Raw genomic sequence first — 14,599 nt, forward strand, 5'->3', positions numbered from 1 at the left:
TGGATTGAATGCGTGTTGTTGGTTACTAGTAACTTGAGTTGGTGAACATCTGTCATCCTGAGCTTGCGAAGGACCTTCTCACGTCAGCACGTCCATCTTACCAACGACCCATTCTGCGGGCATAAGGTCCTTCGCAAGCTCAGGATGACAGACATACTGCACGCCTCACGCCGTTTCGGCGGCCACCTTCTCCTCTACCGGCGTGAAGCCGAAGTAGGTGCTGGCGTTGCCGTAGCAGATGTTGCTGACCATTTCGCCCAGCCAGTTCATGTTGTCGGGCAGCTCGCCGTTTTCCACGTCGTTGCCAAGCAGGTTGCACAGCACCCGGCGGAAATACTCGTGGCGGGGGTAGGACAAAAAGCTGCGCGAATCGGTGAGCATGCCTACAAAGCGGCTCAGCAGGCCCATGTTCGACAGGGCGTTGATCTGCTGCTCCATGCCGTCTTTCTGATCCAGGAACCACCAACCCGAGCCGAACTGCATCTTACCGGCCACCGAGCCGTCGTTGAAGTTACCGATCATGGTGGCAATCAGCTCATTGTCGGCGGGGTTCAGATTGTAAATGATGGTTTTGGCGAGCTTGTCCTGAGTATCCAGCCGGTCGAAGAACTTCGACAGGGCCACACCTTGCGGGAAGTCGCCAATAGAATCCCAGCCCGTATCGGGGCCGAGCTGGCGCAGCTTACGGGCGTTGTTGTTGCGCAGCGCCCCGATGTGGTATTGTTGGGTCCAGCCCTTTTCCCAGTCCATCTCGGCCAGCAGCACCAGCATTTTGGACTTAAATTTCAAGACTTCAGCGGAATCCAGCGTCTCACCGCCGCGTACTTTCTTGAAAATTGTGTCGATTCCCTCGTCGGTATAGTCAGCAGCGTAGAGTTGCTCCAAGCCGTGGTCGGAGAGCTTGCCGCCCATCTCAGCAAAGAAGTCGTGGCGCTGGCGCAGCGCTTTTTCCAGATCAGCAAACGCCTGAATATCCACTCCTGCGGCCGCGCCCAGCTTATCGAGGTAGGCGTTGTAGGCCTCCGCATCTTCCGGCGACATCGCCTTATCAGCCCGGAAGGTAGGCAACACCTGCACGTCGAAATCCGAATCCCGAATGGCTTGATGATATTCCAGCGAATCAGCGGGGTCATCGGTGGTACAGACCACGCGCACGCTCATTTTGCGCAGCAGGCTACGCACCGAGTATTCGGGCGTGCGCAGTTTCTGGGAGCACTCGTCGTAGATGCGGCGGGCGCTGTCTTTGTCCAGCAGCTCGTGCACGTCGAAGTAGCGTTGCAGTTCCAGGTGCGTCCAGTGGTAAAGCGGATTGCGGGCGGTATAGGGCACGGTTTCGGCCCACTTCTCAAACTTTTCCCAGTCCGAGGCGTCGCCCGTGATGTAGCGTTCGTCTACGCCGTTGGCCCGCATGGCGCGCCACTTGTAATGGTCGCCGTAGAGCCAGATCTGCGTCAGGTTCTCAAACTGCCGGTCTTCGGCAATCTGATCGGGGGGCAGGTGGCAGTGGTAATCGATGATGGGTTGGTGCTCGGCGTGCACGTGGTAGAGCTGCCGGGCGGTTTCCGTTTGCAACAGAAAATCCGGACCAAGGAAGGGCTTTTTCATGCTGAGTTACTGGGTTAGGCAGTGGGTAGGAAAGCGGTGGTTAGCCGGTTGGTTTTTTTGGGGTTGAACGTCATGCTGAGCCTGCCGAAGTATCTCTACCGCTTCGTATGATAGTAATTAGATTACTCACGGTAGAGATGCTTCGGCAGGCTCAGCATGACGTTCTTTTTATGTTTGGAATACTCATTATATCTGTTCAACTAAACAACATCAGCAACGACTTCAACCACCCCAGTTCAGCCTTTCGGCTGAACGTCCCCTCCTCATCTGAGGAGGGGAGTTTGTCGTTCTTTTATTTACAGCGAAACCCCTCGTTTCCAAGGAATAAAGTCAGTTTGATCGTGGCGGACGGCGGCTACCTCCTCCCCGCTTGCCACGCGGATGACGTACTCCAGGATTCGCTCGCCGGCTTGCTCGATAGTTTCCTCGCCGTCAATCACGGTGCCGGTGTTCACATCGATGATGTCGGGCATGCGCTTGGCCAGGGGTGTATTGGTCGCAATCTTGATAACCGGCGCGATGGGGTTGCCGGTGGGCGTACCCAGGCCGGTGGTAAATAGCACCACGTTGGCCCCCGACCCTACCTCGGCCGTCGTAGATTCCACGTCGTTGCCGGGGGTGCAGAGCAGGTTCAGGCCGGGCTGGGTCACCAGCTCGGGGTAGTCGAGCACGGCTACCACAGGCGAGGAGCCGCCCTTGCGCGCCGCCCCGGCCGATTTCATCGCGTCGGTTATCAGGCCGTCGCGGATGTTGCCGGGCGAGGGATTCATATCGAAGCCAGAGCCCACGGCCACGGCCGCGTCGCCGTAGGCTTTCATCAGCGAGCTGAAACGCTGCGCCGTTTCCTGGTTCACCGAGCGGTCCAAGATTTCCTGCTCCACGCCGCACAGCTCCGGAAACTCGGCCAGAATAACCGAGCCGCCCAGCGCCACCAGCATATCCGACACGTGCCCCACCGCGGGGTTGGCCGAAATGCCCGAGAAGCCATCGGAGCCGCCGCACTCCAGCCCTATGCACAGCTTGCTGAGCGGAGCCGGCTGGCGGTGCTGCTGGTTGGCCAGCATCAGGCCAGTAAACGTCTGGCGCAGCGCCGCGCTGATCATGTTTTCTTCAGTGCCCATCTTTTGCTGCTCCATCATATAGAGCGGCTTGCTGAACTGCGGGCTGCGCTTGTTGATTTCGTCCTGCAACATGGTCACCTGGGCATTCTGACAGCCCAGGCTGAGGATGGTGGCGCCGGCCACGTTGGGGTGAGTGATGTAGCCGGCCAGCAAGCCGCACAGCGACTGCGCATCCTGCCGGATGCCGCCGCAGCCGCCTTCGTGGGTCAGGAACCGGATACCGTCCACATTCGGAAACAGGCGGGCTTTCTGGCGGCTGCTTTCGGCGGCCTGCAAGTCCACGCTCAGGATTTCTTCCACCGATTTGCCGGCCTGCATCAACGCAATCAGCTCCTGGGTCTGGGGCTGGTAGGACTTCTGGCGGGCGTAGCCCAGGTCCTTTACCAGGGCGTCTTCCAGCACCTGGATGTTGCGGTTTTCGCAAAACACCATGGGTATCACCAGCCAGTAGTTGGCGGTGCCTACCTTGCCATCGGCACGATGGTAGCCCAGGAAGGTGCGGTCCTGCCAGCGGCTCACGTCGGGTGCCTGCCAGGCGGGGCGCTGGCCGCTTTCGGCATAGGCATCGGTGGCATGGTGCAGGTTGGCGGTGGTGAGGCGGCCGCCTACTCCAATGGCCGAGGCAGCCTTCCCCACCAGCACCCCATACATGGTAACGGGGTCGCCGGAGGCGAGGGGTTGCAGAGCCAGCTTGTGCTTGGCCGGAATGGCTTCGGTGGTGGTAACGGTGGTGCCGTCCCAGGTTACGGGTGTGCCAGCGGGTAGGTCCGTGAGGGCTACCAGTACGTTGTCGGCCGGATGAATTTTGGCAACTAAATGCTTCATAATTATTTAGCTCACAGCAGCTTTCGAAATAAAGCACGCTTTCACGGCAGCATGGCCGCCCACTTCCAGCAGCTGGTGCAGGAAGTAGGTGACGCGGTCGGCAAACCCTGGCAGCTGGGTGAGGTCGTGCTCCCAGAGGGTTTCGTTGGCGAGTACCTCATGGACTACTTCCGCTGGCTCGTCGGCGTGCTTTTCCCAAAGATTGGCAAAATAACCGGCCTGCGAGTCCTCAATCGAATAACTTTCGCCGTGCAGCTCGCCGTGCCACTTGCCATTATGCTGCTCGGTAGCCCGCATAAACAGCAGGTAGGCCGCAAAGCCCAGCGCCACGTACTGCGGCACTTTGCCAAACCGCTCGTAGTAGTGCAGCAGGTCGGCTAGCACGCGCATGCGCAGCTTGGCCGAGTAGTTGAGCGTGATGGCCAACCAGCGGTGCTCGATGTAGGGGTTGCGGAAACGGTCGAGCACCTGCATGGCAAAGCGCTGGGCAATTTTCTCATCCACGGGGTAGGGAATGCCGGGCAGCAGGTCGGCCAGCATCAGGTTGGAGATGAAACCGGCCATGGCCTTATCTTCCATAGCGGCGCGCACGGTAGCAAAACCGCTCAGAAAGGCCAGGCCGCAGCTCAAGGTATGCGTGCCATTCAGCAGGCGCAGCTTCAACTCCCGGAACTGGTTGATGTCGGGCTGGATGAATATGCCCTTGTCGGTGCTGTGAAAGGACAGCACTTCCCGTACTCGCGCATTGCCCTCAATAGCCCACAGCAGGTAGGCTTCCGACATGGTCAGCAGGTCGTCCTGGTAGCCCAGTTCCTCGGTTAGTTGCTGATGAGCGTCCGCATCGGGTAGGCCCGGCACAATCCGGTCTACCAGGGAGTTGCAGCAAGTATTGGCGGTTTCCAGCCAGTCAATAAACTCGCTTTCGAGCTGGTTGCGGTGGGCCAGCTCCAGCAGAATCTTCTCCAGTTGCGTGCCGTTTGCCGGAATCAGCTCGGTGGGCACAATCACCAGGCCTTTGCTGGGGTCGTTACCGAATGCCTGCCAGCGGGTGTAGAGCACGGCCAGCAGCTTGCCCGGAAACGAGCTGGGGGCGGTGTCCTGCCGGATATCGTCGGGGGCAAACTGAATGCCTACCTCCGTAGTATTAGAAATGACTACTTGCAGCTCCGGCGCAGCGGCAAAGGCCAGCACTTCGGCCCATTGGCTCTTGGCCGACAGCACGCGGCTGATGGCCGCGCACACCACGTTGCGCTCAATCGTTTCTTCGTCCTCTATCCCCCGAATACCAACGGTATACAACCCATCCTGCCGCTCAAACGCTGTGATGTCGCCGCCGTCGGTGGATTTCACTACTACAATACGGCCATTGAACACCCCTTTCTGGTTGGCCTTGTTGATGAGGTAGTCAGGTAGGCCGCGCAACAGCACGCCGGTACCGAACTGCAACACTTTCTCGGGCAACGCAAACAGGGAGGCCTGGGGCATTTCTACGGCAACCGGTGCATCTCCGGCGACCAGACGTTGCGACAGATTTCTCATATAAAGCAGACTAAAAGAGTATACAATTGGAAGGTTAGTTGGCCCACTGTTTTTCCCACTTCGGGTACTCCCGATTCAGGAGCTTGGCGGGCCAGGTGCCAGCGTAGCCGTAGCCCACGCGCCGCTCGTTCTCAATCTCGGCCAGCGAGTAGTGCACTTGGCTGTCGCGGCCTACATAGATGGGACGGTTGGTGTCGAGGTCGTAGAAGCGCGCCCAGATGGTAGAGCCCGCCTCGGGTACAATCAGCCGGTCGCGGCCGCTGGGTTGCTTGGGGTCGGTCACGTCACGGATGGCGTAGCCCTCCAGCTTCACCTTGTTCAGCCACGCTACGGCGGCTTTAATGGACTTTTTGATTTCCGGCGAAGGATTTTTAATGTCCATTAGAAATTTCACAATGGCCACGGTTTCATCACCGCTGAGCGAAGCCAGCTCGAAGGCGCGGGCCTTGGCGGGTTGCAGGGTTTTCTCGTCGTACTGCGCAGCCCAGGCCGTAAGCTGGCCGTGCTGCACGTATTGGGTTTTTAGGATGCAGTCAATACCGCGGGCCACGGCCTTGCGCGCAGGCTCCACCAGGCCCTGGTCCAGCAGGGTATAGTCGCCGCGCTGCTCAGCTAGGTCACGCAGCACCTGCATCGCCTGAATCATGGCGTTGTCGTTGTAGGTGATCTGGTGGCGGTAGTTGCTGTGGTCGGGGTAGTACTGCGGAAAACCGCCGTTGGCGTACTGCATTTTCAGCAGGTAGCGAATGCCATCTTCGGCGGCGCGGCGGTAGGCCAGGTTGCCAGTCCGCTTGGCGGCCTCCACTAAGTAGCGAATTTCCCGGGTGGTGGCGTTGTTGTCGATGGTGGGGTCGTTGCGCCCTTTATCGTCCAGGATGGAGGCTTTCTGCGCGGCCGTCAGGGGGTGGTCGTACTTCACTTTCACGTCGCCCACAGCCTTGGGCCAGCCGCCTACGCTACGCTGATAGAGCAACATACGCTCGGCTACGGAGTCTTTTTCTACGACCACCACGGGCGGCGCGGGTAGGGCAGGTGCTTTCGGGTCCACGTTCCAACGGCCGCCAAAGGTCCAGTTGGGCGTTATTTGTTTGATGGTCGGGCTACCCTCAGCCGCAGCCAGATTGTCGGCCATCCAGGCGTAGTTGCCGCCTCGGCGGCGGGCGTTGGCGTAGTACACGCGCCGTCCCCACTGCTTGGCCCCCGGCCCCGATTCAGCCCAGTAAATATCAGCGTCGGCCATATTCTTGGGGAAGCGGCAGCCGATCAGGTAAAACTGCGCCTCGCGGTGAAAGCGGCCCAGTTTGAAATTGTCGTCGCCCTCGAAGCGGCAGTTCACCAGCACCGTTTTCGAATCTTTGTTTGCCGAGCCATCGTGCCAGATGGCCGCGCTCCTGTTGTGGCAGATAAAGCGGCAGTTTTCGGCGTAGGCCCAGCCGCGGGGGCAGTAGAAATCCACGCCGCCTTCCAGGGTACAGTCCTTGAAGTAGTACAAGCCGGCTTCCACGTCCCAGGGGCTCACAGTATCGCCACCCAGGGCTCGGAACGTGCAGTTCTTCACTACCAAGCGGGTAGTGCCAGGGAAGGTACGCAGGGCCATTTGGTGGCCGGTTTTGCTGATTTTCTTCTGCCCGCTGGCATCGGCGGGACAGTCGATGGTGATGTCGCCCGCGGCGTTGAAGCCGTAGCTATTTACGACGGTGAGCTTCTCCAGCGTCACGTCGGGGGAATTGCGCAGGTTGAGGGTAGCCACGCCCCAGTCATCGAGGTTGCCCTCACAGCGGGCGGCGTCGCGGGCCTGGCTCACGGTAATCACCACGCCTTTTTCGCTCTGCCCGAGCAGGGTCACGTGGTCTTTGCCGTCGAGGTAGACCTTCTCGGCGTAGGTGCCGTTTTTGATGTAGACTACCCGCTGCTGGTCGGCGTGGGCGCTCAGGCTGTTCAGGGCGGCTTGGATGGTTCGGAAATCTCCCGAACCATCCTGCGCTACCCTAACCGTCGGCGCATAAGCAAGGGAATTTCTTCCCCCGATTACTCCTGTAACCAGCAGGAGCAATACTGTAAAAAATCGAGTCATTCGTTGTGGTCTGTTGTGCATGGCCCTACCCTTCCAACGGTTGTAAGAAGTCTTCTCGCAGCGGGTTGAATATATCCAGGAGCACACCTGCCTCGCGGCATACCACGCCGTGGCGCACATTGGAGGGCGCGTAGAACGTGTCGCCGGCGCGCAACACCTGCGTTTCCTCACCCACCGTGGCCTCAAACACGCCACTCTCCACATAGCTGATCTGCACGTGGGGGTGCTGGTGCGGGGCGCCTACCCCCCCAGCCTCAAAGGCTACCTTCACCAGCATCAGCTCCGGGCCGTAGGTGAGCACCTGCCGGCGCAGGCCGCCGCCCAAGTCTTGCCAGGTAGTAGTATAGGTAGTGAAAGGGGAAGTATTCATGAAAAGAGGGACAACAAACGGAAGAAAAAGTAGTCAGGCGCAGTGTGGGCAATGTCCTGCACTATCCTGCTCCCGCCAACAACCGAAGCTAGCGGGAGCAAAAATCAGTTGGTTAGTAGCCGAAGTTCTGCACCAGGGCCGGGTTGGTATCAATAGCCGTTTGTGGAATAGGCACCAACTCTTTGCCTTTGTTTGGCTGGTATTCAGCCGCCACGTTATTGATAAATGTTGTGGCACTTGAACCTACCAGTCCCTGCCGCCAGTTGAGGCGGGTTATTGTGGCTCCAGCCACCACCGGCGGTTTATCCGGCGTGGGTCGGTAGAAGGAGTTCAGGAATTGTACCTCTCCATTTATTACTCTGTAGTACATGTACTGTGGAACATTCGCGTAGGCGCCCGTGCCGGTTTCGGCCTGCATAGCCCGCAGCGTGGCCTTGGTTTCGGCAATCTTTGTAGCCAGCAGATTCCAGCGTAGCAAGTCGTATTTTCGGATACCTTCGCCCCCAAACTCCAGGTAGCGTTCCTTCACAATCGCATTGAAGAAACCTTCTTTGTCGCTGGGAGTAGTACCTATGTTGGTACCCAAACCTCGCTTGCGCACTTCTTCGAAGGCAGCTTTGGCAGCTGCCGTCGGGCCATTCAGCTCGTTTTCAGCCTCAGCAAACATCAGCAATACGTCGGCGAAGCGGATCAGAGGCCAGTTGTAGCCCAGGTTCTGCGCGTTTCCAGGTAGCAGCGGCACACGCCAGTCGCGGCGGAACTTGCCATCGGTCAAGCGCAAAATTTCAGTGGCTTTCTGTTGGTCATTGCTCTCAATGGTATACTTGGTCACGTTCAGGTCGCGGCGCGTATCCGTAGAGTCGAACGCGTAGAAGTAGTTGGGCAGCGCCGTGACGGCACCACTGGTGGTACCAAACTTAGGCGAGTTGTTAAGACGTGGGCCATTGTAAGTACCCAGTTTGCTATCAGAGGTGCTATTACCTCCTCCAGAACCTACCTGAAACAGAATCTCAGTTGTTTCCAACGTACGTGCATTGATAGCGCGCCACACGTCCTCTGCTTTGGGCAGCAGCGTGTGTTGATCACGACGGGCCATTAGTTGAGCGCACTCGTCGTGGGCAATCTGGTAGTATTGCTGGTAATTGGAGCCGCGCTCCATCTGCCCATTTTGGCGCTCGGAATAGCCGCCACGGTACAGTGCTATGCGGGCCCGCAAGGCCTTGGCAGCCCCTTTGGTGATACGCTCGTCCTTGGCGCCAATCTCCGTACGCCAGGGCAGCAGATCCTCCGCTTGCAACAAGTCAGCGAGGAGCTGCTCGTAAATCTCGTCGCGGTTGGTCTTGGGAATGTTGAAGTTCTGGCCTGCTACCGACGGTTCGAAGGGTGCTGGCACGTCGCCCCAGTTGCGAATCAGTTCCAGGTAGTACTGTGCCCGTAGCACCAGTACCTCGCCGTGCAGACGCTTGACGGCAGCCATATCCGTGGCCGCGCCGCTGGTGTACTGCGCCATCTGCGGAATGTACTTGATGCAAATGTTCGCCCGCTCAATGCCCTGGTACAGGTTGTCCCAAGGGCGGGAAATCTCGCTATTGGTCGGAATGGCGCCGTAGCGGGAGATGCCTCGGCGACCAGCGTCAGAAGCGCCGGGGCTACTGAGCATCTCGTCCGTATCGAAGGGGTAGTACATGTTTAGGCGAATGCCATAGCCCTGGTCGCCCGAAAGGGGGTCGTACACCCCCAGAACGGTGCTGGTGGCGCTGCTGACACTGCTAAAAATATCCTCGGGCGAATAGAGGGCTGCCGGCGTCACATCGAGGTAGTCCTGGCAGGAAACTACCCCCAAAGAGCCCATTAGAGTGGCTGCAAGAATGGCAGGACGAAGTATATGTTTCATGATTCGAGGACAGATCTGTGGGAATTACTAAAGCGAAAGGTTCACGCCGAACAGGAAGGCGCGGCTGCGGGGGTAGGCAGCGTAGTCAACGCCCGGCGTCAGCGGCGTAGCGCGGCGGGTGTTCACCTCCGGATCGTAGCCCGAGTACTTAGTGAATGTGTAGAGATTGTTCAGCGTCACGTAAAAGCGCAATTGCGTGAGTTTGGCGCGCTCAACCAGCGCCTTCGGCAGTGTGTAGCCGAGCGTAACGTTGTTGATGCGCAGGAACGAACCATCCTCAATAGCCCAAGAGTGCGCCAGCAACTGACGCGGGGGCGACCAGATCTTGGCATTCTGGTTCACGGCATCCAGCGTAGCTAGATCGGTGATGTTCTGGCCGCTGGCGTCAATTGTGCGGTAGCGGTCGGCCAGGATACCCAACCCGTTGCTCTGTGTGTTTTGCGCCAGGAAGGAGGTGAACTCAATTTTGTTGGCATTGTACACATCATTGCCATACACGAAGTTCAGGAAGATGCTGGCATCAAAATTCTTGTAGGAAAACTGCTGGTTCAGACCACCCGTAAACTTAGGGTTGGCGTTGCCTATTACCGTGCGGTCCTGCTCATTCACCACGCCGTCTTTGTTGAGGTCCTTCAGACGTAGTGAGCCCGGCGCAATGGCGGCACCAATTACCCCCTGGTCGCTTGCCACATCGTTCCTAGGTACCCACCTTCCGTTGGTGTAGCCTTCAAACTGGTCGGTGGTGTACCAGCCATCGGTTACGTAACCGTACATAAGCCCCACCGGCTGTCCTACCCGCACCAAGTAGTCGGAAGAAATAGCGGTGCTCGCCCAGCCCGAATACTGCGGTGGTAGTGCCTGTAGCGGCCCGAGGCTTTCTACCCGGCCCCGGTTGAACGACATGTTAGCGCTGGTGGTCCAGGTAAAGTTCTTGGTTTGTACCGCCGTGGCGGTAGCCTGCAACTCCAGACCGCGGTTCGAGGTAGCCCCTACGTTGACCAGCTGCGAAGGGTAGCCCGAGGAAGAGGGAATCGACAGATTAATCAGCAAGTCGCGGGTTTTGTTGTAGTACACATCGGCCGTAAGCTGCACCCGGTTGTTGAACAGGCTCAGGTCGAGGCCCGCGTTGCTGGAGGCAGTAGTTTCCCACTTCAGGTTGGGGTTAGCCAGTGAGGTAGCCGAAGTAGCGGGCAGCACAATTCCTCCTAGAGCGTACTGCGCATTGCCTGGTGTGAAAGAGGAGAAGTAAAGACCGTCGCCGATGCGGTTGTTACCGGCCAAACCGTAGCTCAGGCGCAGCTTCAGATCCGAAATGGTGGAGGTATAATTCTGCATGAATGACTCTCGCGAAATCCGCCACGCCGCTGAAGCAGCCGGGAAGTAGCCTACCCGGTTGCGGCCGGGCGCAAACTTCGATGAGCCGTCGGCCCGGAACGTGAACGTCAGCAAGTACTTATCGTCGTAGCTGTAGTTCAGGCGGCCAAAGCCCGAGAGCAACCGCGAGTTGATGGGCTGGTCAGTGGAGGGGTAGGGCTGCGTGTAGCCCGTGGGCGGCACACCCTGGTTGATGTTATTGATGGCCTTATCGGCCGTAATTTCCAGGGGCAGGAAGTTGGTCTGAATATTTTGCGAAGTTTGCAGCTGCTGGTAAATTTCTTCCCCCAACAACGCATCGAAAGCGTGTTTGCCTTTGGTGAGGGAATACGTTAGTACGTTTGAGTTATTAATCGTACCCAGCACACTCGTCGCAATGGAGGCAAAGGGCAGGTTAGCGTAGTTGCTGCTGCGGATACTGGGCGAGAACTGGCCGTTAAAAGATTCGATACGACGGTTGGTATTATCGTACCCCACCGTGGAGCGGAACTGCAGCGTTTTGGTGAAGTTATAGCTGGCGTAGCCGCTGAGGTTGATCAGCAGGCGCTTATCCTGGCGGTACTCGTTGTCGATGGCCAGAATGGGATTCACCAGCTGCCCCGAGTTGTTATACAAATCGTCGTCGAAGATTAGGTCGGCGGGGTTTATAGCAGTGGTACCCGTCGTTTCCAATGGCACGTAGGTAACCGCGTTGCGCAGGCGCGAGGTAGTGGTAGCGCCGTTGGTAGAAGTGCCCGAACCCTTCACTACCTGGTTATTGAAACGCGTGTTAAAGCCAATACGGAACTTATCGGTGGCTTTGTGGTCGAAGCGAAAGTTTACCAGCTTGCGGTTGTAGTCAGAACCATACTGAATACCCTTCTCCTCGTTATCTGTCAGGCTAATAGAGTAGGTAGTGCTCTTGCTACCACCCGAAACCGTCAGGTTGTGTGTCTGCTGGAAAGCGCGGCGGCCAAATACCCGATCCTGCCAGTCGAGGAAGGGCGAATTACGCAGCAGGTTCAGTGTATCGCTGGTGAAGTTGGAGCTGCCAAAGCGGGTCCTGAATCCGCTCAGGTAGCTAGCCCCCGACAGTGCTGAGCGCTCGTAAGCGTAGTCGAGGTACTCCGCCGGATTCAGAACATCCAATGTTTTGGTGATGGTGCGGACGCCAGCAAAGCCAGTGTAGGACACCGTTGTTTTGCCCTCTCGGCCATTTTTGGTCGTGATAATTACTACGCCGTTGGCACCGCGGGCGCCGTAGATAGCCGTAGCCGAGGCATCCTTCAGGACGTCAACGGAGGCAATATCCTGCGGAGAAAGTACCGATAAGGCGTTTTCCACCTGCACCCCGTCCACCACGTACAGCGGCGAGTTGTCTTGTGTGATAGAACCGCCACCCCGTACCCGGATCCGCACATCGGAACCCGGCTGGCCTTCGGAGGCCGTAACCTGCACCCCGGCCAAGCGGCCGGCTAATGCATCAGCGGCCGAGTTAACGGGTATATCTTTGATTTGCTGCGCACTAACCGACGACACGGACCCTGTTACGTCGCGGCGCTGCACGGCCTGGTAGCCGATTACCACCACGTCGTCGAGGGCCTTGGAGTCCTCGCGCAACTCTACGGTGATGCTGCTGCGCGTGCCCACCGTCACGTCTTGCGACACAAACCCGATGTAGCTTAGGCGAATCTTAGCAGCGGGTCCGGCTACTGTCAGTACAAAACGTCCTTCGCCGTCGGTGGTAGCACCGTTGGTGGTACCTACTTCCACTACCGTTACGCCAGGTAAGGCCTCAGCCTTATCCGCCGAGCGTACCACGCCCGTTACCTGTCGTTGCTGGGCTACAGCCAGCGACACTATCCCCAGCAGTAGCCAGAGCGACAGTAGATATTTTTTCATGAAACCAGAATGTATAAGAGTAGGAATTGGAGTGATGCGCGAAAATTTGCCTACCATGCTAGTGCAACTTTGCGTGAGCCGTTGCAGTAAAAATGGCCTTGGCACTGGCCCTGAAGTGGAGTAAACGATTTCGTACCTATTCTGAGAAGCAGTGATATTTTTTTTGAGATTGGGTGCATAACCCGGCTCTTTAAGATTACATTGCAGCATCAAGGAAAGAAAACGCTTGCGAGCATTTATTACCGCAAACGTTGCCGGGAACGATGTCAAAGCGAGTTGTTGTTATGCAATAAGTTGTTAGATTTGCTCCCGAAGCCTTTTTCCCGCTCTTCTACCCCTACCCTCAATCCCATCTACCCCTCTCCTTAAAATTGCATTTTAGAAGTATAGTCTACTTTGAGTACCGTCACTATAAAGGATATCGCCCGCGCTCTGAACATCTCAACTTCCACGGTTTCGCGGGCGTTGCGGGGTAGCTACGAGATAAATCAGGAGACGAAAGAGCTGGTGCTGGAGTATGCCGAGCGGCTGAACTATCGCCCCAACCCCATTGCGCTCAGCCTGAAGGAAAATCGTAGTCGGGCCATTGGCGTGATTGTGCCGCAGATTGCCAATTACTTCTTTTCGCAGGCCATCAACGGCATTGAGGCCATTGCCTACAACCGGGGCTACCACGTCATTATCTTCCAAAGTCAGGAGTCGTACGAGCGGGAAGCGGCCAACATGCAGCAGGCCATGGACCGGAAGGTAGACGGCTTGCTGATCTCCTTATCCAGCGAAACCTCCGATGTATCGCACCTGCGGGCGTTGCAGGAGCAGGGCCTACCCATTGTACAATTCGACCGGGTATCGCACGAGCTGGATACTACGCGCATTGTGGCCGATAACTTTGGTGGGGCCTTTGCTGCCACCGAACACTTAATTAAAGCTGGTCGTCAGCGTATTGCTCACCTTACTATTCCGCCGTGGTTGAGCATCACGAAGGAACGCCTGGCCGGCTACCGTGCCGCCCTGGAGCAATACGGCCTACCCTACGATGAGGCTCTGGTACGCTACGGCAGTTTCGGGCAGGACGAAACCGGGCCGATGGTGGACGAGCTACTGGCCCTCCCTACCCCACCCGACGCCTTTTTCACGGCCAGCGACCGGTTGGCGCTGGGCTGCCTGGCGTCGCTGCATCAGCGCCACATCGCCATTCCCGACGACGTATCGCTGATTGGTTTCACGAATCTCAACGCTGCCGACCTTCTAAACCCGGCGCTCAGCACCGTCGTGCAGCCTGCCCAGGAAATAGGGCAGGTAGCCGTAGAGCGCCTGATTGAACTGATTGAAAAGAAACAAAAAGCTGCCCCACCCTCTACCGTCAAAATTCCCACGCGCTTGATTGTCCGAGAATCCACCCGGTCGGTCGTCCACTCGTAAGTCGCCGGCCCGCTGCTCCCACCCCGGCCTGGCCAGGCACGCCTTACGACTAAAAGCCTCCCGATTCCACCCGGGAGGCTTTTCATTTTTAAAAAGGCCGCACCGTGTTATTTCTTATTCCCTGAGGATCTGGCACGCAATTTTCTACTCTTATCAGAGTTCTATTCTTTGTTACTCTCATCATACTCTCTCTGCTCGCATGTACAAAGCCCTGCTGCTCGTTTTCGCCTTGTTTTTGCTAAGTGGGCTTCAGCCTGCTGAGGCCACTAATCCCGGCACGCGCTATGCCCGGGCCAAAGCAAAAGGCCGCGTATACACGCACCGCCCGAGCTACAAAGTGTACAGAGGTTTCCGGAAGGGAAACCGTAAGGGCCTGAAATTCTTCCACAAGAAACGCAGCCACAAGCTCCGCTCCACAGTGCGCGCCCGCCGCTTCTAATACCCTCATAGGCATAGCCATACGATAAGGCAGGGCGCCCAACGCGAGAGACACT

At 57.6% G+C, this 14,599-nt stretch carries 9 protein-coding genes; 2 read left to right on the forward strand and 7 right to left on the reverse strand.

Annotated features, from left to right (window positions below):
* Window positions 1-165: 165 nt before the first annotated feature.
* The 7 genes from uxaC to KYK14_RS12550 all read right to left on the reverse strand — a co-directional run bounded on the left by uxaC (window position 166) and on the right by KYK14_RS12550 (window position 12,683).
* Window positions 166-1,605 carry a glucuronate isomerase gene (gene uxaC / locus KYK14_RS12515; RefSeq protein ID WP_219159209.1) on the reverse strand — a complete coding sequence of 480 codons (1,440 nt, stop codon included), beginning with the start codon at window positions 1,603-1,605 and terminating at the stop codon, window positions 166-168.
* Window positions 1,606-1,901: 296 nt separating this feature from the next.
* A complete protein-coding gene (locus tag KYK14_RS12520) occupies window positions 1,902-3,551 on the reverse strand; it encodes a UxaA family hydrolase (protein WP_185283868.1) in 1,650 nt (549 codons plus the stop codon).
* A gap of 6 nt (window positions 3,552-3,557) precedes the next feature.
* On the reverse strand, window positions 3,558-5,090 hold the full coding sequence (locus tag KYK14_RS12525; protein ID WP_219159211.1) for a tagaturonate reductase: 1,533 nt from the start codon (window positions 5,088-5,090) through the stop codon (window positions 3,558-3,560).
* A 34-nt stretch (window positions 5,091-5,124) separates the two neighbouring features.
* Window positions 5,125-7,164, reverse strand: a complete 2,040-nt coding sequence (pelA, locus tag KYK14_RS22185; RefSeq protein ID WP_246601827.1) for a pectate lyase — start codon at window positions 7,162-7,164, stop codon at window positions 5,125-5,127.
* Between the two features lie 25 nt (window positions 7,165-7,189).
* Complete coding sequence (locus KYK14_RS12540; RefSeq protein ID WP_219159213.1) at window positions 7,190-7,534, reverse strand: cupin domain-containing protein; 345 nt, start codon at window positions 7,532-7,534, stop codon at window positions 7,190-7,192.
* Window positions 7,535-7,646: 112 nt separating this feature from the next.
* Window positions 7,647-9,428, reverse strand: coding sequence for a RagB/SusD family nutrient uptake outer membrane protein (locus KYK14_RS12545; RefSeq protein ID WP_219159215.1), 1,782 nt, complete (start codon window positions 9,426-9,428; stop codon window positions 7,647-7,649).
* Between the two features lie 27 nt (window positions 9,429-9,455).
* Entirely contained in the window at window positions 9,456-12,683 is a 3,228-nt protein-coding gene (locus KYK14_RS12550) for a SusC/RagA family TonB-linked outer membrane protein (protein ID WP_185283872.1), read from the reverse strand.
* 396 nt (window positions 12,684-13,079) lie between these two features.
* On the opposite strand from KYK14_RS12550, the gene KYK14_RS12555 reads away from it, so the two are divergent.
* The gene (locus KYK14_RS12555; protein ID WP_219159217.1) at window positions 13,080-14,105 is read left to right on the forward strand and encodes a LacI family DNA-binding transcriptional regulator; all 1,026 of its coding nucleotides are present in this window, start codon (window positions 13,080-13,082) and stop codon (window positions 14,103-14,105) included.
* Window positions 14,106-14,304: 199 nt separating this feature from the next.
* On the forward strand, window positions 14,305-14,544 hold the full coding sequence (locus KYK14_RS12560) for a hypothetical protein (protein ID WP_185283874.1): 240 nt from the start codon (window positions 14,305-14,307) through the stop codon (window positions 14,542-14,544).
* The last annotated feature ends 55 nt before the right edge of the window (window positions 14,545-14,599 follow it).

Source organism: Hymenobacter profundi, from assembly GCF_019334315.1.
GTDB lineage: Bacteria > Bacteroidota > Bacteroidia > Cytophagales > Hymenobacteraceae > Hymenobacter > Hymenobacter profundi.